This window comes from Stenotrophomonas maltophilia, from assembly GCF_013464485.1.
GTDB lineage: Bacteria > Pseudomonadota > Gammaproteobacteria > Xanthomonadales > Xanthomonadaceae > Stenotrophomonas > Stenotrophomonas maltophilia_AW.
This window is the reverse complement of sequence record NZ_RAUX01000019.1, coordinates 88,944-115,074: the sequence shown is the minus strand read 5'-3', so window position 1 is coordinate 115,074 and position 26,131 is coordinate 88,944. Positions and strand designations below refer to the sequence as shown.

The following is a 26,131-nucleotide window of genomic DNA, read 5'->3' as shown; positions in this document are numbered from 1 at the left end:
ATGCCTACGGGCTGACGTGGACACATCTGATGGCCTTGGGGCGGCTGCGCGATCACGCTGGAACGCATGCCGACCTTCTTCCTTCCGGTGCATCACATGCAGAACGCACTACGCGTTCTGCTACCCGTGCGCTGCCTGGTCTGCGGCGACCCGGGCCACGAAGATCTCGACCTGTGCCGTGCCTGCCTTGCTGACCTGCCGTGGTCTGGCCGTGCCTGCCTGCGCTGTGCACTGCCGCTGCCAGACAACGCGCTGATCGTCTGCGGCAGCTGCCGCGAGGAAGCGCCGCCGCAGGCCGCCACCCATGCCAGCCTGCTGTACCTGCCACCGGTCGATCAGCTGCTGGTGCGCTTCAAGTTCCACCAGGACCTGGCGGCTGGCCGCCTGCTCGCGCAACTGATGCAGCGTGCACTGCCGCCCTGGTCGTGCGGGCCACTGGTGCCGGTGCCGCTGCACAACCGCCGCCTGCGCCAGCGCGGCTACAACCAGGCCGCCGAACTGTGCCGCCTGCTGCCGATGCCGGTCTGGCAGGGTCTGTACCGGCGGCGACATACGGCGCCACAGTCCGAACGTACGGCCGAACAGCGCCGGGAAAACCTGTTCGACGCGTTCGATGTGCGTGGGCAGGTGCCCACGCGGCTGACCGTGGTGGATGATGTGATGACGACCGGCAGCACGGTGATGGAGGTGGCCGAGACCCTGTGTTGGGTGGGTGTGGAAGACGTACGGGTGTGGGTCTGCGCGCGGGCGCCGTGATCGCCCTCTTCATCGCCAGAGGCTAGGATGAGGCCGGTTCCGGATCGAAGGAGTGGCCATGAATTCCCCCTTGTCTCCCTTGTTGTCGGCGGTTGGGCGCAGCTGGTGGATCCTGTTGCTGTACGGGCTCGTCGCGCTGGGTTTCGGCATCGTTGCCATTGGCTGGCCGCTGTCCGCAGCCATGGCGCTGGCGTGGACACTGGGTGTCATGGCCATCGTTGAAGGCGTCATCAGCTTGTTCGCACTGATCAGCGGAGGCAGTGGCGCTTCGCGTGGCTGGCTGGCGCTGTATGCCATTGCGTCGCTGGGCTTCGGCATCCTGGCGGTGATCAATCCGCTGGCCACTGCCAGCGTGCTGGTGCTGTTGTTGGCGGCGTGGCTGCTGGTGGCTGGTATCTACCGCATCGTGTTTGCCATCCGCGTGCGCAGGCAGATCCAGGGTGAGTGGCTGCTGATCCTCAGCGGCGTGCTGGCAGTGGTGCTGGGCCTGCTGTTTGCGGCCAACCCCTATGCGGGAGTCGCCGTGACCACGCTGTGGATCGGCATCGGCAGCCTGTTGTATGGGCTGCTGCAGGTGCTGGTGGCATTCAAGCTGCGGAAGCTGAAATGAGGGCGCTGCTTCCGGTGGTGCTGGGCGCGGCGATGGTCCTGGCCGGCTGCATGCCAGCGGCCACGCCCGGTACGCGGGCGGGGGCGGACCGCCCGCCACTTTCTGGTGTGGATGTGCGCCTGAGCGCGGTCGATGCGGCCGGCAAGGGCGTGCGGGCGCAGTGGCAGGACGAGACATTGACCCTGCGCGAGCCTCCGATTGCCAGCAGCGCGGACATCGCCGATGTGCGCTCTGTGCAGGATGACCACGGCTTGACGGCACTGCAGATCCGCTATCGGCGCGAGGCGCAGCAGCGCATCCAGGATGGCACGGCGGCGCTGGTCGGCCAGCGCATCGCGATCAGCGTGGATGGCCGGGTGCTGATGGTGGCGACGGTGCAGGGACCGTTTGCCGAATCGATGAACCTGAGTGGATTGACCGGAAGTGATGCCGCGGCGCTGGAGAAGCACATCACCGGGTCTGCGCCGGTGGAGCGGTAGGAGCGGGCAGGTGCGTGCAGAAGGCTACACATTCACCTTTTCGGTTGAGGAGTGGATGCTCCGGCTCATCATGACGCTGGAAGCTCCATGGGAGATCGAGGCCGCCGGCCTTGAATCCCGGGTAGGTGTAGTAGCGTGGCCGATCGACACTCATGGATGTGACCCTCCGCCGTGTGGATGGTGGCGGGTGGTTCCGGGCAGTTGATGGGGCCGAGTGCACTGCCGGGAAGTCGATCAAAGTCCATCTGGAGGCCTGCAAGTGCTGCAACTAGAGGGATCACGATCATGTTCATGGACGGTCAGTCGGTGGCTATTCGCCCTTTTCGGTATCGCACTGCGCCAGACAGTTTCCACTGCGGCCCAATATCGGTCGCACGGGAGAGTCATGGCGCTGAACGCTCCAGATCATGTCCAGCCGATCGGCGGACGAGCCAGGGTAGGCGAGCCACTTTCCCTGGGGGTCTGGAATCAGTGCACGATTTGTAAAGAACGCCTGCGCGCAGTGTCCGTGGATATAGGCGGCTGAAACATCCTGCGGAGCACTGGGATGTTGCCAGTCGTCGTATAGGCGGCTGTAGAGCACCGGGCAAAGGGTGTCTCCCTCAATGACCATTGCGTACTGCGATGTAGCAGCAACACGCACGTCGACGTTGAAGTCCTTCTCCGCGCGCAACGCAGAAGTCGCTGGAACGCGATAGTAGACGCGCGATCGGGGCCACAGAAGTACGCCTGACAATCGAATCTCCATCATCTGTTCGCCGATGGCGCTGACATCATCGGAATCAATCACAGTGCCATGTTGGTCAAACACGAAATAGCGATCCTCATCCCGCGCGCCAGGTTGCTTGGAAACAACGATAGCCCTGAACGGCCAAGCTTGGAGGGAGGCGTAGCTGAGCAGGTCCGGCTCAGAAAAGCCGTTCAAGCCGAGCAGATGTTGCCAATGTGACGCGTCATCAGGGAAAGGAAGGTGGCGGTATGCGTCGTGACCAGGTCCCGCGCAGCGCAGCATCCTGCCGTCGGCGACGACGTGGATCGTCGCCGGAGCTGGCGGGCACTCGAACGAGGGTGCCGCCATCTTCTCGGAAACTGCCGTGGCGTGAATGGATGAGGCGAACAGCAACAGGGGGAGCGGTGAAAGACGCTTCATTGTCTGGACCAGAGTGGGATGATCTGCATCGTGCGTTCATGGACATCTGCCTAAAGCACCTTGCCTGCCGGCATGCAGAGCGCGATGCATTCGCCCTGCTTGTTGCGAACAGGGCGTTCTGGCTCATCGTGGCGCTGGAAGTTCCACTCAAACGGCTGTCGGTCGGCAGGAAGCCCCGGATAGGTGTACAGGACCTGGGTTTCCTGATCAGGCTCAAGTGGGGAGGTTTGGTGTTTTATCGCATCTTTGCAATGGCCATTGATGTGGAACCCGCCGGTCGAGCGATGGCGATCATCATTCTTCCACTCGGAATATCCAATGTCATCCAGCGCAGGGCACAGCATCCTGCCATCGACCACTACGGCATACTTCATCGTGCCGATTGATGTGTCTCCAGTCTCCATGATCAGGTGGTCGCCTCTCTCATCTGAATCCGGAAGGCGGTAGTACACATTCGCAGTTGGCCAGATTCGAAGGCCGGAAATCCGGATCTCCATCATGCGCTGACCAACGGCGTCGGCTTCGCTGGATTCAATGATTCGCCCATTGCGATCGAAGATGTAGAAGTACTCATTGCTGTTCAGAAGAAGCGTCTGCGTTGCATATAGCGAGCGGAATGGCCAATCCTGTACGGGATGGTAGGACCCGGAGCCGTTGGGACGTTTGGCTGAAAGTCCGAAGCCGAGTCGCCAGTGTGCTTCATCATCGGGCGGCGTGACGTCGACCGGAACAATCGTTCCATCGCGCGGTTGACAGATGTAGACGCGTCCCTCTGTGGACTTCAAGGTGACTGTCGGGACGGGACAGGTCGCGCCGTCAATGGGTACTGATATCGCAGCAATTACCTGCGATATCACCAGTAGGGGTACGAGGATTTCCGTCATGGCCGTGTGTCGCCCAGACTGATGTGTATGTGATGAATATGGGTAGTGTCCGTTCTTATCGAAACTTTGTTTGGGTTCTCAGCGTCTTGGATCCCCAGCTGCGCGTAGCTCAGTTCCCATGGACCTCCCAGCCAGCCCAGCTCTCCATTTGCTTGACCTTGCGCCAGGTAGGAATGCAGGCTGCATGAGAGCTCTCGCATGCGTACCCGAGCTGGCGTTTCCCTCGTCGCTATCTGCAATGGATGCGAGTTGGGCGAGTTGGTTCGATGAAACTGGATCGTAACCTCATGCCGTTGCTCGTCGTTCGAGACAATTGTGGCCGTTGCTTCGGTAATGTCCAGCGCAGAGGCATAGCGATGCAGAACGGAGCCGAAGTGCGGGCGCCACGCACCGGTAGATCGAATGTGCGAGATGTCCAGGTCATGCATCATCCTCAAGAGGAACTCCATGGCTGCTGGATGTGTCCTGCGCAGGCTCTCATCTGCAGTCATGCGGTTTCCGGCATGGCCGTTGTCTTCGCGGAAGGAGAGCCGCCCGCGTCCGCCAGTAGTTGACTGGTGATTGAACTCAATCCGTTTGTCGCCATGCTCAAGCACCCGGTCGAGCAAGTGAGCGTCGCGTGCGCTGTTCATCATCAATCGCTCGCCGTAGATGATGCGTAGTTGTTCGCGATAGTCGCTGGCTTCGATGAGAGGGTGCTCACTACCATAGGTGCGTGATGCATCAGCCCAGGCCTGGAAGGAGATAAGGTGGCGCCCAAGATCCAAGGGTTTGACCTCCTTACCATTGGCCTCTTGATGGTTCGTCAACTGTAGGACAGCCCCATCCGCTGCGATGGAGTCAGCTGCCACGCCACGAGTGCGCAGCAGGCCATTGGGGTGGGTAGTGCGGACAGACAGGCTCAGGTCGGCTGCTTCGACGACATCCAGCTCGACCAGTGGTTGCACGTCACGACCGCTGCTTCGACCGTCGGCAAGTGCATGCTGCTGTATCAAAAAGGTGGTGCGCGGAAGAAATTGTTCTGTGGGCTCATTGATGTAGATCCTGTACTTCCCCGCACCCTGGAGAAGCACATGTGCTTTTCCCTGCGAGGACGTCTTCCCGGAAGTGTTCCTTGGGCGCTCCAGCACACGCCAGTGGCTCGGATCATCCGGGCGCGCATGTACTACGACGTAGGGCAGTCCCTTGGTCAGCTGAGTAGTCTTCCCGTCATTCCCGCCTCTCATCGTGAAGGTGATCACGACATGGTGCGTGACTGGAACGTGGTAGACGTTCATGGCCACGTTGTCGCGATCACGGATCACGATGGCCGCGGCGGGTGGCTGGTTCCGATGCCGCATCAGTTCTTCTTCCGCTCGGCTGAGGTCATGCGATTTCCACCTCGAAGGGGAACGCGGTTGCGTTGGCCGTGATCACTATGTTGCTGTGCTGGTGAGCGTGATGGCAGAAGCTTCCAATGTGTTTCCAAGAGCCATCGTCGCGGCGTATATCGATCTGCACATGGCCCGGGGCGGGCAGTCGCCATGTTCTTTCCTGCTTAGCCGAGCCGATTTCGAGGTTGGAAGACAGCATCACTCCCCGGCCATCTGTTGTGGTGCTGCCAACGTAGGTATCCCCTCTTCCGTCTCTCAGTCGATACGTCACTCCCTCCAGCGGTTCGCCGAAACTGGTCGAGAAGTGAAGCTGTGTCGATCCTGCTGAGCAGGCATTAGAAAGTGCGCGCACAGGTGGCTTCTCCTTGACCTTCGCCTATGTCGAGACTCAGCAGTCGCATGCGTCATCCTGTCCATCGATCAATGTCTCGATGGTCCAGCCTCCATTGCCGATGTAGGCCGTAAGTGCGTCGCCGGATTCAGTTCCCACCGTAATGCTGCGCCCACTGTCATCGGTAACGCCCTGAGCCAATACTTCACCTTCAGCGGTGACAATCTTGTAGTACGTACTGGGGCGCGGCCGCTGCTGTGCATCCACCACACGGAGCTTCCCGCGATACTTCAACCGTGGCGCCAGTTGCTTCGGCAAAGGGACGATGCCAGCTGGCTTGAATTCCCCAGCCATGAACGGATGCTCGCCCGCCTTGACCTTGAACTCGCCCGGGCAGCTGAAGGTGATGTTGCCGCCCTCCAGCGTGATCGCGCTGTTGCCGGCCTGCAGCACCACCTTGCTCTGCGCCAGCACGTCGATGCGATCGTCGGTGGCGGTGATGGTCAGCGCCTGCTCGCTCAGCAGTTCCAGTTCGCCGTCGTGGGCCTGCAGGCTGACCGGCCCCTGCGCGGCGATCACCCGCAGCGGGCCGCTCTGCGCGAATAGAGACACATGCTCGCCCGATACCGTGGCGATGGTCTCGCCGGCGCTGACGTGCAGGTCCTGCTGCACGGTCATCTGCAGGTTCTGCCCGGCATAGGCCACCGCACTGGCCGGGGTGGTCCAGGCGATGTGGTGCGGCGCTTCGGCCAGCAGCAGCGGCGTGCCCAGCCGTTCCACCGGCTGCTCGCCGGGGCTGCGGCCATCACTGCCGGGCTTCATCGCACTCTGCCCGTTTACCTCACCCTGGAAGCGCCCCTGCGCCTTCGGGTCGATCTGCTCGCGCAGCTGCTTGGTGCGCTCGAACTCGGCCAGCCCCGGCACCTGCTGCTGGGCCAGGGTCTGCTGCATCTGTTCCAGGCTGCGCTCGGCCCCCTTCAGCTGGGCCACCACGCTGGCGTTGTCCATCACCGTGGAGGCTGCGCGTTCCTGCAGGCTGGCCGACAGCAGCAGGCCTTCGCCGGCATGCACGTTGCCCCAGCCCTGGGTGGCCAGTTCGAAGCCCTCGCCACGCAGTGCGCCGCGGGCGGTGTCCTGGTGGGCAATCAGGTAGCCCAGCTCCAGCCGGCTGTCGGCCAGCGAGCTGTGCAGGCGGGTACGCAGCTGGCCCGGCGTATCGTCCATCACCCATTGCTGGGTGCCGCTGCCGTCATGGGCCTGGGTGTGCAGGCCACTGAGCACGCCGGGGTGGCGCGCGTTCTCGTCGATGCCGCCACCGAAGGGCGGGGCCACCTCGCCGTTGTACAGCTGGCCGGTGATGCGCGGCTGGTCGATGTCGCCGTGCAGGAACTCCACCAGCACCTCGCTGCCCACGCGCGGCAGGAACGCGGTGCCCCAGTTCGGGCCGGCCACCCATTCGGCCACCGCCACCCAGCTGCCACTGGTGTGGTCGCCGGGCGCATGGCCGGGCTGGGCGCTGCCGGTGTCGCTCAGGCCGCCCGGGTTGGGTTGGCTGCCGCGCTGCCAGCCGAACTGGATGCGCACCTGATGCTCGCGGTTGGGCGTGACTGCGGTGTTGGCGATGCCGACCACGCGCGCGGTCTGCGGGCCATGCAGGGTCGGCCGGTCCTGCGGCAGGGCGCGCAACGGCACCCCGGCGCCGGTGGCCAGGAAACTGTTGCGGTAGGCGCCGCGCTCCAGTGCGGGGCTGCCCAGCAGTTCGGCGATGCCCTGGTCCAGGTTGTTCAGCGCCACGTGCTGCACCGCCAGCAGCTGGAAGGCCTGGCCTTCGTGCTGCGGGTGCTGGGCCAGGGTGAAGGTGCTGCCGGTGGCCAGCTGGCGCTCGCTGCCGTTGCCGCTGTACAGCACCTGGCCAACGCGCAGTGCGTCCAGCCGCGCCTGCGCTTCGGCGTCGGCCCAGCCGGTCTGGGCGAAGCGCCCGGCGCGCGGCTGCACATAGACTTCCAGCGCCGGCAGGCTGCCGGCGTCGGCGCTGGACTGCGCGGCCACCGCCGTGACCTGCTCGCTGTGCCAGCTGGCCACGGTGCTGGCGTTGGGCACCAGCTGCTGGCGTTCGGCAAAAGCGGTGATGCCGTCATTGGCCTCGGCCATGTCGGCGCGATGGAAGCGCACGCGGCCGGCGTCGGGCAGCTCGGCGCCCGGCTCGAACACCACCAGCGTGTGCGCGGCCTCATCGCCCTGCGCCTGCTCGATGCGCCAGGCCAGGCCAGCCTCGGCCAGCAGGCGGGTGATGAAGGCCCAGTCGGTCTCGCGGTACTGGGTGGTGATCGCACGCGCCGGCAGTGCGGCCTGCACGTCGAAGCGGAACAGCGCCTGCGGGTAGTCGGCGAAGATCTGCTCGCAGATCGCGCGGGGGTCCAGGTCCTGGAAGATCACCGCGTTGCGGCGCAGGCGCAGCAGCGCGGTCCACGGCTCCAGGATCAGCCGGTAGCGGGCCAGGCCGCCATCGCTGCCCAGCTGCGCCGCTTCGGTGCACAGCCCATGCCACTGCCGCAGCGCGCCATCGGCCTGGCGCAGCTGCAGGGTCAACGGCTGTTCCAGCCACGGCTCCAGGTCCAGGAACGCATCGGTGGCCAGGCAGTCGATCTGCAGCCGGTTGTCGCCGCAGACTGATTCAATGCCTTCGAAGCGCTCGACCACCCACGCCTCGTGCAATCCCTGCAGACGCAGCAGGCGTGGCTGTAGGGCGTCGAGCGTGATCACGCGCAACAGTGCGGCAACAGCGGCATCCGTGCCCATGCAGAATCTCCCTCGGGTAATGGGAGCACTGTTGGGCAGGAATCTGCCGGTCGCGGCGAGCTAAGTAGATCCTGTGGAGCGCATCACGTTCCGCTAAGCGAAATCAGGCCGTTCGTGACATGGTTCCGATAAACGGGTTGTGCAATCACGACGTCACGATCAATTCCGCTTCCCTGCAAACCTTGCTTCGATCTCCTCCAGCGACCTGCCCTTGGTCTCCGGCAGCCAGAACGCGGCCACCAGGAAGAACACGAACGTACATGCTGCCCAGAACACGAACATGCTGGCGTAGCCGTAATGGCCGACCGTGGGCAGGAAGATCGCGGCGATGGTGGTGGACACGAACTGGTTGATCAGCAGCGCGATGCTCATGCCGTTGGAACGGATGCGGTTGGGCATCAGTTCCGACAGTGCCAGCCACACGCACACGCCGGGGCCGACCGCGAAGAACGCGACGAACACCAGGATGCAGGCGGCCACCGCCCAGCCGTGCGCCGGCGGAGGCACCGGGCCGATGCGGGCCTGCTCGATGCGCAGCGGTGCTCGTGCGGCACTGGCCGGGTCGGCGAACGGATTCAGATGGAGTTTGCGAAAGAACGCACCAATCACGCTGTCGGGCTGCACGGTGCCGGCGCGCTCGATGCGCAGCTCGCGATCAATCAGGTTGTCGCTGCGCAGGGCGCGCACATTGGTGAAGTCACCATAGGCATACGACACGGTCAGCTGCATCGGCCGGCCTTGGCTGTCGACGCCGCCACCCAGGCGTTGCCACTGGGCGTTGTCCAGTATCAGTTGCAGGCCATCGCCGCTGACCGCCGCCTGCATTTGTGGCCGTACATCGGCGCGGCCACGCTCGGCCTGGAAGAACAGCGTGGCCGCAGCCAGCAGGGCCACGCAGATGCCGCCGCTGCCGAGCATCAGCAGGAACTTGCGGCCCTTGCGGTCGACCAGCAGCAGCGCGACCACGGTCATCACCGCGTTGAGCAGCTTGATCGCCACGTCGGCGCCGTTGGCCACTGAACCTGACAGGCCGGCCTGATTGAGGATGTTGACCGCGTAGGCCAGCACCGAGTTGATGCCGGTGGCCTGGGTACAGGCCAGCACCACGCAGGCCAGCACGAACGGCACTACATAACGGCGGCTGAGCAGCGGATCGCGCTTGCCATCGCTGCTGCTCGATTCCGGCGCCTGGATCTGCGCCAGCGTCGGCTCCACCTGCGCCGCCGGCAACACACGCTGCAGGCTGCGGCGGGCTTCATCGATGCGACCGCGGCGCACCAGCCAGCGCGGCGATTCGGACAGCCAGAAGATGCCAGCGCAGAACAGCAGGCCCGGCGCCAGACAGGTCCAGAAGATGGTGCGCCAGGCGTGGTCCTTTACCGTGAACAGTTCCTGCGCCTGCTGGTCTACCGGCAGCGATCGCACCGCTTCGGCGGCGGCATCCACCGCATGTGCGTGGTACAGGCCGATCAGTGCGGCCAGCACCAGCCCAACGGTCAGCAGCAGCTGGAACATGGCCGCGCCACGCCCGCGCCGCTCGGGGCTGAGTACTTCGGCCAGGTACAGCGGGATCACCACGCCGATCAGGCCGCCGCTGACGCCCTGCAGCAGGCGGCCCAGCAGCAGAGGCGTGTAGCCGGAGGCCAGTGCCATGATCGGAATCGAGGCGGTGAACAACAGGCCGGCCAGCAGCATCGCACCGCGGCGGCCGATCAGGTCGGCAACCATGCCGGCGAACAGCGAGGACAGCACACTGCCCAGCAGCACCGCTGCCACCACGAAGCCGAGCTGCTGGCTGCTGAGCTGCCAGGCGTGGCTGGCGGTAGCCTCCAGGTAGGGCAGGGCACCGGCGATGATGCCGATGTCGATGCCGTACAACAGGCCACCGAGGCCGCCGATGAAGAGCAGGTAGCGTACGGGCCAGCGCGGGGCGGTGGAAGCGGGTACGGCAGGTGCGGCGGCTGCGGTCATCGGCGTATTCCTGGAATAACGGGGATGGTGCGTGGCTGAGGCATTGCGCTTGCGCGCTTCATGTAGAGCCGAGCCATGCTCGGCTTGCCGCGCGAAGCGCGGCACGGACGTCAGCGATGTCGGTACGAAAAGCAGCCGAGCATGGCTCGGCTCTACAAAAACGCAGATATCAAGCGTTTGCAGCGTTCAAATCGACTACGCGCCCGCCGATCACCACCCGCTGCAGGCGCAATCCGGCATCCAGCACCACCAGGTCGGCGCGGGCGTCGGGCGCGATGCGGCCGCGATCGCCCAGGCCCAGGTAATCGGCCGGGAAGGTGGAAACACGCTGCGAGGCATCGGCCAGCTCCAGGCCCACCTGCACAAGGTTGCGCAGCGCCTGGTCCATGGTCAGCGCACTTCCTGCCAGTGAACCCGTCGCCAGGCGCACGCAGCCGCCGCACTTGTGCACGCGCTGTTCGCCCAGCGCGTACTCGCCATCGGGCATGCCGGTGGCGGCGGTGGCGTCGGTCACCGCGTACAGGCGCGGAATCGCACGTGCGGCCAGGCGGATCACGCCGGGATGGATGTGCTGCAAGTCGGGAATGATCTCGGCGTACTGTGCGTGCGCCAGTGCCGCCGCGGCGATGCCCGGTCGGTAATGGTCGACACCGGTCATGCCGTTGAACAGGTGGGTGAAACCGGAAGCGCCGGCCTGCAGTGCGGCCACGCCTTCTTCGTAAGTGCCAGCGCTGTGGCCTAGCTGCACGCGGATACCCATCGCGGAAAGCGCGGGGATCAGCGCGGTGTGCTCGCCGATCTCCGGCGCCAGCGTCATCACCCGGATCGGCGCCAGCGCATGCAGCTGCTGCACCAGCGCCAGCGTCGCCTCGATGGTGCGGTTGGGCTGTGCGCCCAGGCGCTGGGGGCTGATGAACGGCCCTTCCAGATGCACGCCGGCAATGCAGGCGGCCTCGGCGTCGGGCGCCGCCATGGTCGCGGCTACGCCCTGCAGCGCATGCTCGATTTCGTCCAGGCCGGCGGTCATGGTGGTCGCCAGCAGCGTGGTGGTGCCGAAGCGTAGATGGGTACGGGCGATGGTGCGTGCCACGTCGCCGCCCTGCATCAGGTCCACGCCGGCGGCGCCATGCACATGCAGGTCGATGAAGCCGGGCAGGATCACCGGCAGCTGCAGGTCGTCGGCACCACTGTGGTCATCCACCTGCAGCTGGCGCACGTGCGAATCGAAGTGGACGTGGCCACGCCGCCAACCCAGCGGGGTGAGGATGCGGCCATGCAGGGAACGGGTGTCGCTCATGCGGTGGACTCGGCGATGATCACCTCGATGCCCAACCGCTGCAGTCCCTCGCGGGTTGCGTCGTCGATGCCGGCATCGGTGATGATGGTGTGGATCTGGTCCAGCAGGGCGATGCGGTGCAGGCTGACGCGGCCGAACTTGGAGGCATCGGTCAGCACCACGATGCGGCGCGCACGCTCGACCATGCGGTGGTTGAGGCGGGCTTCGGCTTCGTCATGGGTGGTCAGGCCGAACTGCAGGTCCAGGCCATCCACGCCCAGGAACAGGGTGTCGAAGCTGTACGAATTGAGGCTGGCTTCGGCCTGGCTGCCCTGCAGCGACAGCGACTGCTGGCGCAGCAGGCCACCGGTCAGCAGTACGTTGATGCCCGGTGCATTGGCCAGTTCCCAGGCGATGTTCAGGCCGTTGGTCATCACCGTGACGTCGCGATGCGCGCGAAGGTGGCGGGCCAGGGTCATCGTGGTCGAGCCGGAGTCGATGATGATGTTGTCGCCGGGCCGCACCAGGCGCGAGGCACAGGCGCCGATCGATTCCTTCAGCGGCAGGTTCAGGGCGTCCTTCTCGTGAATGTCCTGTTCCTGCGGCGGCGTGCGCACCAGCGTGGCGCCGCCGTGGGTACGGGTGGCCAGGCCCTGCGACTCGAAGTGAGTCAGGTCGGCGCGGATGGTCACCGCCGACACGCCGAAGCGCTCGACCAGATCGGCCACCTGCACCGAGCCGTGCTCGATCAGCAGCTGCAGGATCTGTTGCCGGCGGGAGCGGGTGTTGCGCATGGCCATTCTCGGTTTCGCGGGAAAAGGTAGAGATTAGCCGTTCGCAGGAACGCCGGCAGCCGAACCTGCGTTCTGCTTGCGGGTTCCAGCCCGGTTGGCGCTGCAGGCGCGGGCGTACTCGCCCAGGCACAGGCCGATACGGTGCTGCACCAGTGCGGTGGGGGTGTTGGCCAAGGTGCCTTCGCGCACGGCGCGGTACTGCTCCGGCAGGTACTGGCTGAGCAGTACCAGCGGCGGCGCGTGCTGTTCCAGGTTGGCGAACAGGGTCTGCACCGCCTCTACCAGCGCCGGCTCGCCCCAGTAGTAGCGGCAGCGGTCGCTGAAGGAGTAACTGCGCAGCAGGCGCAGCGCGGCGTCATCGCCCTGGTAATAGGACTGCCAGTACTTCGGCTGCGCCACCATCACCTCGTCCAGCACCTGCGGCAGTCGCGAGCACTGTCCAGCCGGCAGCAGTTCGGCTTCGATCGCAGCCAGCGCGAACAGCGCCTCGCGGTAGGCGAAGGTGGCCGCCGGGCCGACCTTGAGGATCGCGAAGTGGTCGCGCACCAGCGCGTGCAGGCCGCTTTCGCGCTGGTAGTCGGTGGAGTGCGCTTCGAACACGATGCGCGGCTGCTGTTCGAGGAAACCGGCCAGCGTGCTGGCGGCGGCTGCGTCGTATTCGTGCACGCTGCTGTGGTCGAAGTCCACGCCCGGCTGCACCACCATCGCGATCACGCGCTGCCACGCATCGCGCAGCTGCGGCGTGTCGAACGCCTGCTGGTGGATGGCCAGGGTCTGCGCGGCGGCGGCCGGCGTGGTCACCTGCAGGCCCTCGGCCAGCGAGGCTTCGCCACCGGGAATCGGCACTTCGGTACCGATCACGTAGACCGGCGGTGGCAAGCCATGTTCGCCGGCAGTGCGCTCGGCGATTTCAGCCAGCTCGGCCGAACGCGCGGCGACGATGGCATCGGGCAGCGGCACCGGGTCATCGGCGCAGGACATGCTGCAGTCCAGATGGATCTTGTGGAAACCGGCGGCGACGTAGGCTTCGATCAGCACGCGCGCGTGGGTCGTCGCTTCGGCGGCCGGGCGCTTCTGCCAGGCATTCGGGCCGAGGTGGTCACCGCCCAGGATCAGCCGCTCGCGCGGGAAGCCTTCCTCATCGGCCAGCGTGCCGACGTAATCGCGGTACTGCGGCGGGGTCATGCCAGTGTAGCCGCCGAACTGGTCGACCTGGTTGGAGGTCGCCTCGATCAGCAGCACGGTGCCATGCGCCAGCGCCACGTGCATGGCCGCGCGCAGCACCTGCTCGTTGCTGCAGCAGACGCTGTACAGGCCGACGTTGGCACCGGCGCGGTGGGAGGCAAGCAGGGTCTGCAACGGGGACATGGTCAGGCTCCGGTCAATCAGGAAAACGAGGGTTGGCAGGCGAGCAGGGCGGCACCACGTGCGCCGCCGGCATCGCCGAAACGCGGAGGCACGATCGGCGGTACCTGTACGCCGTTGAACAGATGAGCGGCGATGGCCGCCGGCAGCTGCTGGTACAGCGGCGCGTACTGCGAGAGGCCGCCGCCGAGCACGATCACGTGCGGGTCCAGCGCCAGCACCAGCGCGGCCAGGCTGTGGCCAAGCAGATCGCGGTGGATGTCCAGCGCCTTGCGCGCACGCGCATCGCCGGCCTCGGCCAGTGCGATCACCGCGCTGGCGTCGGTGGCGCTGCCACCGAGGTGGCGTTCGATCATGGCTACGCCACTGCCGGACACATAGCGCTCCACGCAGCCCTGCAGGCCACAGGCGCAGTCGATCAGCGGCAGGCCGTGGCGCTGCAGCAGATGACCGGGCACGCTCCAGTGGCCCCATTCGCCGGCCAGCCCGTTGAAACCGGACAGCAGGCGGCCGTGCAGGCAGAAGCCGCCGCCGGCGCCGGTGCCGAGGATGGCGCCGAACATGCTGGGATAGCCGTCAGCCGCGCCGCCGTGCGCTTCCGACAGAGCAAAGCACTGCAGATCGTTGCCGAAGTGCAGCGGGCGCTGCAGGCGTGCCTGCAGATCCTGCGCCACGCATTGGCCGGTCAGTGCAGGCACGTTCGCGCTGAGCTGGCGGCCGCTGCGGCGGTCACGCACGCCGGGCAGGGCGATGCCGATGGCCGCATCGCTGCGGCCGAGGGCAGCGTCCGCCTCGGCCACCAGCGTCACCACCGCCTGCAGGAAGCCGTCGTAGTCACCCTGTGGGGTGGCCACGCGGCGGCGCCAGGTGACCTGCATCGCCGCATCGCACGCCACCAGCTCGATCTTGGTGCCGCCGATGTCGATGCCGTAGCAGGCGTGGGCGATCAGCTCAGCCATGGTGGATGGTGACGCCCTTGACCACGCGGTTGACGGTGCCATCCGGGAACGGATTGTCCGGGGTCAGGCCGAGTGCGGCCGAGCGCTGCAGCGCGAACAGCTGCGAAAAGCCCAGCCACACCGGCGCCAGCCACGGATCATCCAGTGCCGGTACGGTGAGGGTGTAGTCGTCGTCCGCGCCGATGTCCGAATGCGGGCCGATCGCCAGCACCTGGCCGGCCACGCCGTCGCGGCGCAGTTCTTCCAGCAGGTCCTGTTCGTAGCGGCGCGCCAGCGGCTGCACGCTGCGCAGCACCACCACCAGGGTGTTGCCATCCAGCGTCGACTTCGGCCCATGACGGAAGCCCAGCGGTGTGTTGGCCAGCGCCAGCACGCGGCCGGCGGTCAGTTCCAGCACCTTCAGCGCGCACTCGCGTGCCAGCGCTTCCAGCGGGCCGCTGCCGAGGTAGATGATGCGGTTGAACGGGCGCTGCGCCAGCGCCGCCACCGGTGCGTCCCACTGCGCCTGGCCTTCGCGGGCCAGCGCGGCGATCTGCTTCAGGCGCGCCACGCGCGCATCCCACGGCGAACGATCGAACACGGTCAGCGCGGCCAGCAGCATGCAGGTCAGGCTGCTGGTCATGGCGAAGGCGCGGTCGCAGCTGGCCGACGGCATCAGCAGGGTGCAGGTATCGGCACGGCCGGCCCCACGGCGGGCCAGTTCGCCATCGGCGTTGCAGGTGATGTCGAGGAAGCGCGCGTCATTCACGTCGCTGCGCACGCGGTCAACCGCCGCCACGCTTTCCGGGCTGGAACCGCTGCGGCCGAACGAGACCAGCAGGGTCGGGCGGTCGCGCTGCAGGTACAGCGCCGGGTGGGTCAGCAGGCTGGTGGTGTGCACCACGCGCACATCGGCTGGCCACTGCGCGTTGATCGCGTCGGCCACCATTTCGGCGATGAAGCCGGAGCTGCCGGCGCCGGTGAACAGCACGCGCTGGCTGGGATCGTTGAGGCTGTCGCCGAGGAAGGCCTGCAGGCGGTCGCGGGCACGCGACAGGTCCTGTGCAAGGGCTTCCCACAGCGCAGGCTGCTGGGCGATTTCGGTAGCGGTATCGGCTCCGCCAAGGCGCTGCCAGGCGGACACATCGGAAAGCAGGGTGACGTCCATTCGGAGGTTCCAGTTGGGCCAGCGCACCATCTGTGTTTTCTTTCGAAATGTCAAATAGCGAAAGTAAAAGGAAAGAAAATGGCGTGGTGACTTTTCCCGCCCGGGAATGCGTGGGAAAACGAAAGAACCGGCCGAATGCCGTATCGCACAATGCTTAACAGGCGCCTGCAAGCGCTTACACAAAGTATTGCGGCGCAACAACTTTCGCTTCAATGGAATATATCTTCCTTTTTCCTTTCAATTTGTTGACATCTTTCGAATCGCTGCCCTAGAGTCGGCCCAATCGCTTTCGAAACGCCCGGTGAACGGGTTGGGAGTCCGCGTGGAAATCTGCGTTCGTCGCTCGCCGCTGATGCTGGGCCTGTTGCCGGCATTGATGCTGGCGTCCATGCCGGCCCGGGCCGAGCCGGTCGGCAACCTGCGTTCGGTCAGCGCCAGCGCCAGCCGCGACGGCGTGCAGGGCTGGGATCTGCAGACCGACAAGGGCGCGCGCATCCGCATCGAACTGCCGGCCACCGACATCATCCGCGTGCAGGCCGGCCGCAACGGCACGCTGACCGGCGCCGGCGACAAGGCCGCGCCGATCGTGCTGCCGCAGCCCAAGGCGAACGTGCAGGCGCAGCTTGAAGAAGACGCGCAGGAAATCCGCGTGCGCACCGAGTCACTGGTGCTGCATGTACAGCGGCAGCCGCTGCGCATGCGCCTGGAACGGCTGGACAACGGCCAGCCCACCGCGCTGTGGCAGGAACTGCAACCGCTGGACCTGGATGCCACACAGAGCGTGCAGGTGCTGTCCTCGCAGGCCGATGAGGGCTACTTCGGTGGCGGCCAGCAGAACGGCCGTTACCAGTTCAAGGGCCGCGAGCTGGAAGTGTCCTACTCCGGCGGCTGGGAAGAGGGCGACCGCCCCAGCCCTGCACCGATGCTGCTGAGCAGTCGCGGCTGGGGCATGCTGCGCAATACGTGGAGCGATGGCAGCTACGATCTGCGCGAGGCCGACCAGGCCACGCTGCTGCACCGCGAAGACCGCTTCGATGCGTACTACTTCGTCGGCGCCGACCTGCCGAAACTGATCGAGCGCTACACCCAGCTGACCGGCCGCCCGAACATGGTCGCGCGCTGGGCGCTGTCTTACGGCGATGCTGATTGCTACAACGATGGCGACAACAGCAAGAAGCCCGGCACCGTGCCCGAAGGTTGGAGTGACGGCCCGACCGGCACCACGCCGGATGTGATCGACTCGGTGGCCAAGCAGTACCGCGCCAACGACATGCCCGGTGGCTGGATCCTGCCCAACGATGGCTACGGCTGCGGTTACAAGAAGCTGCCGGAAACCGTGCAGGGCCTGGCCAAGTATGGTTTCCGCACCGGCCTGTGGACCGAGAACGGCGTCGACAAGATCGCCTGGGAAGTCGGCAAGGCCGGCAGCCGCGTGCAGAAGCTGGACGTGGCCTGGACCGGCAAGGGCTACCAGTTCGCGATGGACGCCAACCGCCAGGCGTTCAACGGCATCCTCGACAATTCCGACTCGCGCCCGTTCCTGTGGACGGTGATGGGCTGGGCCGGCATCCAGCGCTATGCGGTGGCCTGGACCGGCGACCAGAGCAGCAGCTGGGATTACATCCGCTGGCACGTGCCGACCCTGGTCGGTTCGGGCCTGTCCGGCATGGCCTACGCCAGTGGCGATGTGGATGCGATCTTTGGCGGCAGCGCCGAAACCTTCACCCGCGACCTGCAGTGGAAAGCCTTCACCCCGGTGCTGATGGGCATGAGCGGCTGGTCGTCGAACGCGCGCAAGCACCCGTGGTGGTACGACGAGCCCTATCGCAGCATCAACCGCGATTACCTGAAACTGAAGATGCGCCTGACCCCGTACATGTACGGGCTGGTGCACGAGGCCGCGCAGACCGGCGCGCCGCCGGTGCGTGGCCTGATGTGGGACAACCCGCGCGATCCGCATGCGCAGGATGAAACCTACAAGTACCAGTTCCTGCTCGGCCGCGACCTGCTGGTGGCGCCGGTGTACCGCAGCCAGGCGGCCAGCCGTGGCTGGCGCCGCGACATCCACCTGCCGGCCGGCGGCTGGATCGACTACTGGGATGGCCGCCGTGTGCAGGCCGCTGCCGATGGCCGCCAGCTCGACCGCCAGGTGGACCTGGCCACGCTGCCGCTGTTCGTGCGCGCCGGTGCGATCCTGCCGATGTACCCGTCGATGCTGTTCGACGGCGAGAAGCCGCTGGATGAAGTGACGTTCGACCTGTATCCGCAGGGCGAGTCGCAGTACACGCTGTACGAAGACGATGGCAACACGCGTCGCTACCAGCGGGGCGAGTCGAGCACGCAGGTAATCCGCGTGCAGGCGCCGACGCAGGGCAGTGGCCCGGTGCAGGTGCAGATCGACCCCGTGCAGGGACAGTACAACGGCCAGCTGGCGCAGCGTCGTTATGGCCTGCGCGTGCTCAGTCGCCAGGCACCGCGTGCGGTGCAGGCCGGTGGCCGCGCGTTGCCGGCGCTGGCCGATGCGGCGGCGTTCAACAACGCCAGCGAAGGCTGGTACTTCGATGCCAAGGAGCGCCGTGGCACGCTGCACGTGCGTACCGCCACCCAGGACATCCGCCAGCCGCTGCAGCTGCAGCTGGACTTCGCGGTGGCCGCCGCCGCTGCCGGCGATGCCTATCCGGCGGCACCGGTGCTCGGCCGCGAACTGCCCGCCGACAGCCTGCTGGTGGTCAACCGCCCGGCCGAAGAGCCCGGCCACGCGCTGGAAAACGCCTTCGATGATGACCCGGGTACCTGGTTCCGCAGCGTGCGCAACCAGGCGGTGCGCACCGGTGCGCATGAGTGGGTGATCGGGTTCGGTGAGCGGAAGATGATCGATGGCATCGACATCGCGCCGCGCAACGACAAGAACTGGAAGCACGGCCAGGTACGCGACTACGAGGTCTACCTGGGCGACAGCAACGGCGAGTGGGGCGAGCCGATCGCCCGCGGCCACCTGCAGCTGAAGGAAGGCGTGCAGCGCATCGAGTTCCCGGCCCACGCCGGCCGCCTGCTGCGCTTCCGCGTGCTGAGCGTGCAGAACCCCGAAGGCGACGGCGCCAGCAGCACCGACCCGATGGTTACCGCCGCACAGGGCAGCGCGCGTGCCTTCGATGCGCTGCAGCCGCGCGACGTCGGCCCGATCGCGCTGTCCACCTTCCACATCCTCGAACACCAGGAACCGGAGCGACCGGCCCGGCAGCGCTATCTCTCCGAGCTGCCGGTGCCGGCCGCGCTGGCCAGCCAGGTGCGCGCCGACCAGTCGTTCCGTGGCGATACCGGCATGCGCATGAACGGCCTGCAGTTCCGCCGTGGCCTGGGCGTGGGTGCCAACAGCCGCATCGACCTGCGCCTGCAGGGGGGCTGGCACCTGCTGCGTGCCGACCTGGGCATCGACGACGCCTGCCGCAGCGCCGGTGGCCTGCAGTTTCAGGTCTGGGGTGACAACCGCCTGCTGTACGACAGCGGCCTGGTGAAGGCACCCGGCGTGGTCAAGCCGGAGCTGGACATCCGTGGCCTTTCCACCCTGAGCCTGCGCACGCTGGGTGCGCAGGGCAGCCAACCCACCCAGGTCTGTGCCAACTGGGCCAACGCCGTACTGATCGGCCAGGAGGGCGACTCCGCCAGCATCGTCGCCCCATGACCCCCTCGTAACACCGCTCCTCCCCCCGCCCATTCCGACTGCGGCCCTCATGGCCGTGGCCCGGGAGCGTTTTGCCCGCCGATTCACCATTCGCGCCGCACCCCTGCCAGGAGAGAACCCCGATGTTGCCCGCACGCCACCACCGCCCCCCCTGTCGTTCGATCGCTCCGCTGTCGCTGGCCATCGCCGGCGTGCTGCTGTCGGTCGCCCTTCCTGCCTTCGCCCAGGAGAGCAAGGACAAGGCCACCGACCTGGCCCGCATCGAGGTCACCGGCTCCAACATCCGCCGCACCGACGTAGAAACCGCTTCGCCGGTGCAGGTGATCAGCAAGCAGGACATCCAGAACATGGGCGCCCGCACGCTGCTGCAGGTGCTCGACAACCTGCCGGCCGCACGCCCGGCGCAGCAGGATGCGCGCTCGCTGTTCACCGGCTCCGACGGTGCCTCGCAGGCCAACCTGCGTGGCCTCGGCGCGCAGGGCACGCTGGTGCTGCTGAACGGCCGTCGCCTGTCGTACTACGGTGCACCGGCAGGCTTCCAGACCCAGTTCGTCAACATCGATGCGATCCCGGCCGCAGCCATCGAACGCATGGAAGTGCTGACCGACGGCGCCTCGGCGGTGTACGGCACCGACGCGGTGGCCGGCGTGATCAACGTGATCACCAAGCGCAACTTCCAGGGTGCCGAGGTCAGCTTCACCAACGACACCTCCTCGCGCATCGACTCCTACGGCGAGCGCCAGGCCAGCATCACCGCCGGCTTCGGTGACCTGGCCGAGAACCGCTTCAACATCTACGGCGCGGTGAACATGTACCGCCGCGACGCGATTCCGCTGAGCGACTTCTACGACAAGCGGCCCGACCAGTACTACGTCAACAACCCGAACTACCTCAACAACCTGCGCCTGGGCGTGGGCAGCAAGCCGGGCGAGTTCAACCCGGGCAGCTACTTCGCCTTCGATCCGGTCACTGGCCGCCGCGTGCAGGAAGCCGCACCGGGCTGCAGGAACGTGCTGACCAGTGAAGCGGCCGGTCCGCGTTGCGTCTGGGAAACCTGGATGAACAACGAGATCGACGCTGGCGCCAAGTCAGAGCGCAACACCGCCTACCTCAACGGCACCTTCCTGGTGGGCGACAGCACCGAGATCTTCGCCGAGGCGACCTACACCGACATCGACCTGCGCGCCAACGGCGGTACGCCGCGCACCTACGGCACCACCACCGGCAACCCGACCAGCTGGTTCTCGCGCAACACCGGCAACAACGTCAACCAGTTCCTGTATCCGTTCCTGGGCCCGAACAACGAGTACAACCACGCCAGCCCGCAGATGAAGGCGATGATGGGCGGCGTGGTCGGCCTGAACTACCTGCTGCAGGACGCCGGCCCGAGCTACTTCGGCCAGCGCAACACCGACAAGAGCTACCGCGTGCTGGCTGGCGCGCGTGGCAACCGCGGTGACTGGAACTGGGAAACCGCGTTCGCCAGCGCCGGTACCCACTCCACCACCTACCAGACGATCAACGTCAATACCAAGGGCTTCGAGAAGGCCTTCGGCCCGTACACGATCGACCCGGGCACCGGCCGCGTGATCATCTCCGACCACCCAGCCTACAAGTTCGGCGAGATCAGCGAAGCCAACGCCGCCCTGATCCGTGAAGCATTCCCGACCTTCGACATCCAGTCGTGGACCCGCCTGCACACCCTGGACGGCAAGATCGAAGGTCCGCTGTTCCAGCTGCCGGCTGGCGAGATGCGTGCGGCGTTCGGTTTCAACGCCAGCCGCGAAACCTTCTACACCCCGGGCAACGCCGATGCCGCCAACGGCCTGATCACCCAGCAGGGTGGGTCCTGGTTCGACGGCAAGCGCAACACCTACGCGCTGTTTGCCGAGACCGTGGCGCCAATCACCGACAAGCTGGAACTGGATGCGGCGGTGCGCGTGGACAAGTACCCGAACTTCAGCGCCAACGTGGCACCGAAGATCGGCTTCAAGTACCAGGCCTTCGACCAGCTGATGCTGCGCGGTACCTACTCCACCGGCTTCCGTGCGCCCAGCCTGGCCGAGTCCGGTAATGGTGGCGTGTTCGCGCAGCTGGGCGGCTTCCGCGATGAGCTGCGCTGCAACGAGACCAACGCCATCGCCAACCTGCTGCTGCGCTCGCAGCGCCCGGGTGACGTCGACCTGGGCAAGAACCTGCTGAACGTGGATTGCAGCCGCACCGTGGCCCGCATGACCCAGCCGAACAAGGACCTGAAGCCGGAGAAGGCAAAGATCGCCACCCTCGGCTTCGTCTACGAGCCGGCGACCTGGCTGTCGGTGTCGGCCGACTATTGGTTCATCTACCGCGACAATGAAATCGTCGCGCCGGACTACCGCCGCATGGAAGACATCATCTCGATGTCGCGCTCGCCGATCACCGACAGCGACCGCGCCAACCTGGCGCAACTGGCCTCGATGTGTTCGGACCCGGCCAGCGGCGTGAGCTGCCCGGCGAACCTGCCGGGCTACTCGGCAGGCAACGTCGCCAGTGTGGTGGGCCAGTACAAGAACCGTGGCAAGACCCTGATCGACGGCTTCGACATCGACGCGCGCAGCCGCTTCTCACTGGGTGACTGGGGCAACCTGAACATCGGTCTGGCCGCCACCATCGCCAACCGCAACCGCTTCTACATGGACGCGGAGAACGGCTGGTACTACGGCGACGTGGTGGGCTACTACAACAACCCGCGCCTGCGTGCCACGCTCAATGCCGACTGGACCTACAAGCAGGTGACCACCAGCATGTTCGTCAACTACGTGGGCGGCACCAAGTGGGCCACCGACCAGGTCGATGAGGTGAGCAACAACAAGGAAACCTGCACCGGCGGCTACCTGGCCCTGCAGAAGAGCAAGTGTGATGGTGCACCGTCGTGGTGGACCGCCAACATGAGCGTCACCTGGCGCCCGGATGATGCGTGGAACCTGAGCTTCACGGTCAAGAACCTGTTCAATCGCCTGCCGTTCTACGACCCGAACAGCTTCCTGGGTGACTCCAGTGACTACGCGACCATCTTCGGTCGTGGTTACAGTGTGACTGTCGGTTACCGGTTCAAGTAATTCCGTTTGCGTGACCTGGCGGGCCGGCTACGGCCGGCTCGCTGCCAAGAGGAGAGATGTTTGCCATGAAGCGTAGGGAATTCATCGCGGCCAGTGCCGCTGTCGCCGCCAGCAGCCTGCTGCCGCAGACCCCGGCATGGGCACGCGGGCGCAAGGTGCGCCTGGCCATGATCGGTACCGGCATGCGCGGCCTGGTGCTGCTGAAGGAGCTGGTGCGCCGCGACGACGTCGAGGTGGTCGCGCTGTGCGACATCGAACCGATCATGCTCGGCCGTGCCATGGACATGGTGGCCAAGGCCGGCAAGCCGGCGCCGAAGACCTACGGCCAGGACCGCGATACCAACGCCTGGAAGCGCCTGCTGGAACAGAAGGGCATCGATGGCGTGATCATCGCCACGCCGTGGGAGTACCACGCGCCGATGGCGATTGCCGCAATGCAGGCTGGCGTGGCCGTGGGCTGCGAAGTGGTGGCCGGCATCACCCTGCAGGACCACTGGGACGTGTTGAAGACCCAGCTGAGCACGGGCACCCCGTACATGCTGCTGGAGAACGTCTGTTACCGCCGCGACGTGATGGCCGCGCTGCAGATGGTGCGCCAGGGCCTGTTCGGCGAACTGGTGCACCTGCAGGCCGGCTACCAGCACGACCTGCGTGGGGTGAAGTTCAATTCCGGCGACCCGAACCAGCCCTATGACAGTGGCGTGGAATTCGGCCCCAAGGGCTGGAGCGAAGCCCGCTGGCGCACCGAGCATTCGGTGGAGCGCAATGGCGAGCTGTACCCCAGCCACGGCATCGGCCCGTGCGCGATGTATACCGGCATCAACCGTGGCAATCGCTTCACCCACATCAACGCCTTCGCGACCAAGGCGCGTGGCCTGCACGAATACACCGTGGCCAAGAGTGGCGGCACCACCCACCCCAGCACCAAGGTGAAGTTCAAGCTGGGTGACATCGTGACCACCACGCTGGCCTGCGAGAACGGCGAGACCATCCTGCTGCAGCATGACACCTCGCTGCCGCGTCCGTATTCGATGGGTTTCCGCGTGCAGGGCACCAAGGGCCTGTGGATGGATGTGAACCATTCGATCCACATCGAAGGCCGCAGCCCGCCGCACCAGTGGGAAGAGTTCAAGAAGTACCAGGACGCGTACGAGCATCCGCTGTGGAAGCAGAACGCCGACACCGCCGCCAGTGCCGGCCACGGTGGCATGGACTGGTTCGTCATCCACGCGTTTGTGGAAGCGCTGAAGGCCAAGGCGCCGATGCCGATCGACATCTACGATGCGGTGACCTGGAGCGCGATCACCCCATTGAGCGAGCAGTCGATCGCCAACAGCTTCCAGACGCTGGAGTTCCCGGACTTCACCGCCGGCACGTGGAAGCAGCGCAAGCCGATCTTCGCGTTCGACGGCAAGTATTGATCTGCTTTTTGTAGAGTCGAGCCATGCTCGACTGGTTTGAACACAACGCCGGGCACTGCCCGGCGTTGCTGTTTCCCCGCTCAATCGGCAGGCCAACGCTCCTTAACGCGATCTGCCAGCACCAGCTCGGTATCCATCTGCCGGTCATCGCGCAGATAGCGGATGCCCACGCGCGTTCGCACCGGGCGCTCACGCAGCAGCGCACGCCAGTCCGCCAGTGTTCGCATGGCAATCGGCTCGCCTGAAATCATGACGATGCGATCATCCCTGCGCAGGCCGGCGCGTGCACCAGCACTGGACGGCGCCACATCGGCCACACGCAGTGCGCCGTCCTCGGCCTGCAGCCACAACCCGCTGCGGTCGAAGGCATCGGCCTCCGTGCTTTCAGCGTTGGGCACCAGATAAAGGCGCTTGGCGTCGTAGTCGATGCCCATGGAGAAGCGCCGCAGCACGCCGCCACCGAGAATCGCGCCATAGTCGGCCAGGGCCAGCGCACCCTTGTCGGTGCTGGACAGGTCACCGACCAGCCCGGTGACCTTGATGTCGCCCATGCGCAGCACGCCAAGCCGGGCCGGTCGCGCGCGGCCTGGGCCACCGAGGCCCCATCCAAGTACGGCCTCCTCGCTGGCGTGGTACTTCTCCAACAAACGATGGGTGCGCACGAACGGGCTGCTCAGGCTCAGCGAGTTGCGTGAGCCGGTGTCCAGCCACAACCGCAGCGGGATGCCGTCCAGTTCGCCATTCAGCACCGGGGCGCGGTCGTCCTGTTCGAACGGCAGCACCACAGCGTTGGAGGGCGGTTGGTAGTTGCCGGGTCGGGTGAAACTGAGCACGCGTGCGCCGTAGTCGAAGGTGGTGACAAAGCGCAGGAAGGTCTCGTAGCCGATGAAGCCATCGTGTGGCACGCCCATCGAGTTGATCTGCTGGCCGAGGTCGATGATGTGGAATACCGGGCGGGTCAGGTGTGCGCCGCCGATGCGGAGGTGGCGGGCCTGCGCCAGGCCCAGGTCGCTGGCATTGTCGCCGGCACCATGCACGCTCAGGCGGCCCGTGGCGGTCAGCCCCAGGCGCTTGGCTGCGGCAGGTGTCAGCAGGTTGATGGCGCCGGTGTCCACCAGAAACCGTGCCGGCTGGCCGTCCACCTCGGCCTCGACGTAGACATGGTTGTTGATCAGATCGAATGGAACCCGCGTGGTGCCGCTGGCATCATCGATGTAATTGTCATCGGCCATCGCCGGTGGTGCATACAGCGTGTCCGGCACCGGGCCATCCACCTGGTAGCGCTGCACGTGCACGTCACTGCGCAGTCGCGAGTCGGCACGGCCCTGGGAATCGAGCGTGTCGGTGATGATGCGGTGGGGCAGCAGCAGGCCATCGACCGCCCTATAGTCCTCCAGTGCGATGGCGGTGGGTGTGCGAGCGGATGCAATGACCACGCGGCCGAGCAGGCCGCTGCCTGTATCAAACCAGAGCTCGATCGGGTCGGCACCCTCCGGCTTCGTGGCAAGGACGGTGTAGCGCTGGCCATCCAGAGCCTCGGTGCGGGGTGCGGCAAAGTGCGTGGCCGGATAGGCGTTGGACCAATAGGCACGGGTCGCCAGCCACGACTGCGTGCGCGCGGTCCGGCGCGGCACTGTGCCGTCCAGCAGGCCGACCTCGCCGCCGTAGTCGCGCCGCCAGGACAGATGCCCGTCAAAACCCTGCGCGACAATGAAGTCTCCCAGCTGCGCCTGTTCAACATAGTGCCCGGCGCGCAGGTCCTGATTGAGCTGCCAGCGCCCGTGCAGACCGCCCACCGACTGCTCGCCCTCGGCCTGCAGGCGCTGTATCGCCTGCCAACGGTCGCCACCGCTGGCTGCACGGGCCCTTGCAAGCACATCGGCAGCATCCATCGCGTCGGCGTGTGCCGGAACCACCAGCATCCACAGCAGGCCGTGCAGCATCCATCGAAAACGCATCGCCTCACCTCCTTCGTTGGGTATGAGGGCAATGGCAACGCAGCGACGGCGAGTATTCGACCGGGCGTGAAGGATTGG

18 protein-coding genes are annotated in these 26,131 nt (G+C 66.0%); 6 read left to right on the top strand and 12 right to left on the bottom strand.

Annotated features, from left to right (window positions below; genetic code table 11):
- Window positions 1-96 precede the first annotated feature (96 nt).
- The 3 genes from D7Y61_RS09840 to D7Y61_RS09830 are packed head-to-tail and all read left to right on the top strand — an operon-like array spanning window position 97 to window position 1,845.
- Complete coding sequence (locus D7Y61_RS09840) at window positions 97-756, top strand: ComF family protein (protein ID WP_258010327.1); 660 nt, start codon at window positions 97-99, stop codon at window positions 754-756.
- A 58-nt stretch (window positions 757-814) separates the two neighbouring features.
- Complete coding sequence (locus D7Y61_RS09835) at window positions 815-1,366, top strand: HdeD family acid-resistance protein (protein ID WP_180866075.1); 552 nt, start codon at window positions 815-817, stop codon at window positions 1,364-1,366.
- Window positions 1,363-1,845 (top strand): SecDF P1 head subdomain-containing protein, encoded by a 483-nt coding sequence (locus tag D7Y61_RS09830; protein WP_180866074.1) that lies wholly within the window; start codon window positions 1,363-1,365, stop codon window positions 1,843-1,845. The genes D7Y61_RS09835 and D7Y61_RS09830 overlap by 4 nt, the downstream gene beginning before the upstream one ends.
- Before the next feature lie 310 nt (window positions 1,846-2,155).
- Here D7Y61_RS09830 and D7Y61_RS09825 read toward each other — a convergent pair whose 3' ends face one another.
- The 11 genes from D7Y61_RS09825 to D7Y61_RS09775 form a co-directional block, all read right to left on the bottom strand.
- A complete protein-coding gene (locus D7Y61_RS09825) occupies window positions 2,156-2,995 on the bottom strand; it encodes a hypothetical protein (RefSeq protein WP_180866073.1) in 840 nt (279 codons plus the stop codon).
- A gap of 50 nt (window positions 2,996-3,045) precedes the next feature.
- A complete protein-coding gene (locus tag D7Y61_RS09820; RefSeq protein ID WP_180866072.1) occupies window positions 3,046-3,879 on the bottom strand; it encodes a hypothetical protein in 834 nt (277 codons plus the stop codon).
- Window positions 3,876-5,219, bottom strand: coding sequence for a hypothetical protein (locus D7Y61_RS09815; protein ID WP_180866071.1), 1,344 nt, complete (start codon window positions 5,217-5,219; stop codon window positions 3,876-3,878). The genes D7Y61_RS09820 and D7Y61_RS09815 overlap by 4 nt, the downstream gene beginning before the upstream one ends.
- 25 nt (window positions 5,220-5,244) lie before the next feature.
- A complete protein-coding gene (locus D7Y61_RS09810) occupies window positions 5,245-5,604 on the bottom strand; it encodes a hypothetical protein (protein ID WP_180866070.1) in 360 nt (119 codons plus the stop codon).
- A 36-nt stretch (window positions 5,605-5,640) separates the two neighbouring features.
- Window positions 5,641-8,382, bottom strand: a complete 2,742-nt coding sequence (locus D7Y61_RS09805) for a type VI secretion system Vgr family protein (RefSeq protein WP_258010326.1) — start codon at window positions 8,380-8,382, stop codon at window positions 5,641-5,643.
- Between the two features lie 159 nt (window positions 8,383-8,541).
- Window positions 8,542-10,353 carry an MFS transporter gene (locus tag D7Y61_RS09800; RefSeq protein WP_180866069.1) on the bottom strand — a complete coding sequence of 604 codons (1,812 nt, stop codon included), beginning with the start codon at window positions 10,351-10,353 and terminating at the stop codon, window positions 8,542-8,544.
- 169 nt (window positions 10,354-10,522) lie between these two features.
- Entirely contained in the window at window positions 10,523-11,650 is a 1,128-nt protein-coding gene (locus D7Y61_RS09795) for an N-acetylglucosamine-6-phosphate deacetylase (RefSeq protein WP_180866068.1), read from the bottom strand.
- Window positions 11,647-12,423, bottom strand: coding sequence for a DeoR family transcriptional regulator (locus tag D7Y61_RS09790; RefSeq protein WP_180866067.1), 777 nt, complete (start codon window positions 12,421-12,423; stop codon window positions 11,647-11,649). Before D7Y61_RS09790 ends, D7Y61_RS09795 begins: the two co-directional genes overlap by 4 nt.
- A gap of 33 nt (window positions 12,424-12,456) precedes the next feature.
- The gene (locus D7Y61_RS09785; RefSeq protein ID WP_180866066.1) at window positions 12,457-13,791 is read right to left on the bottom strand and encodes a D-tagatose-bisphosphate aldolase, class II, non-catalytic subunit; all 1,335 of its coding nucleotides are present in this window, start codon (window positions 13,789-13,791) and stop codon (window positions 12,457-12,459) included.
- Window positions 13,792-13,808: 17 nt separating this feature from the next.
- Complete coding sequence (locus tag D7Y61_RS09780; RefSeq protein ID WP_180866065.1) at window positions 13,809-14,747, bottom strand: ROK family protein; 939 nt, start codon at window positions 14,745-14,747, stop codon at window positions 13,809-13,811.
- Complete coding sequence (locus D7Y61_RS09775) at window positions 14,740-15,894, bottom strand: SIS domain-containing protein (RefSeq protein WP_180866064.1); 1,155 nt, start codon at window positions 15,892-15,894, stop codon at window positions 14,740-14,742. Before D7Y61_RS09775 ends, D7Y61_RS09780 begins: the two co-directional genes overlap by 8 nt.
- Window positions 15,895-16,216: 322 nt before the next feature.
- Here D7Y61_RS09775 and D7Y61_RS09770 point away from each other — a divergent pair, with 322 nt between their 5' ends.
- The 3 genes from D7Y61_RS09770 to D7Y61_RS09760 all read left to right on the top strand — a co-directional run bounded on the left by D7Y61_RS09770 (window position 16,217) and on the right by D7Y61_RS09760 (window position 24,095).
- Window positions 16,217-19,576: a TIM-barrel domain-containing protein gene (locus D7Y61_RS09770; RefSeq protein ID WP_180866063.1), complete on the top strand. Its 3,360-nt coding sequence runs from the start codon at window positions 16,217-16,219 to the stop codon at window positions 19,574-19,576.
- A 122-nt stretch (window positions 19,577-19,698) separates the two neighbouring features.
- Window positions 19,699-22,674 (top strand): TonB-dependent receptor, encoded by a 2,976-nt coding sequence (locus tag D7Y61_RS09765; protein WP_180866062.1) that lies wholly within the window; start codon window positions 19,699-19,701, stop codon window positions 22,672-22,674.
- 65 nt (window positions 22,675-22,739) lie between these two features.
- On the top strand, window positions 22,740-24,095 hold the full coding sequence (locus D7Y61_RS09760; RefSeq protein ID WP_180866061.1) for a Gfo/Idh/MocA family protein: 1,356 nt from the start codon (window positions 22,740-22,742) through the stop codon (window positions 24,093-24,095).
- An 80-nt stretch (window positions 24,096-24,175) separates the two neighbouring features.
- Here the strand turns inward: D7Y61_RS09760 and D7Y61_RS09755 are convergent, their stop codons facing one another.
- On the bottom strand, window positions 24,176-26,053 hold the full coding sequence (locus D7Y61_RS09755; RefSeq protein ID WP_180866060.1) for an aspartyl protease family protein: 1,878 nt from the start codon (window positions 26,051-26,053) through the stop codon (window positions 24,176-24,178).
- Window positions 26,054-26,131: the final 78 nt, after the last annotated feature.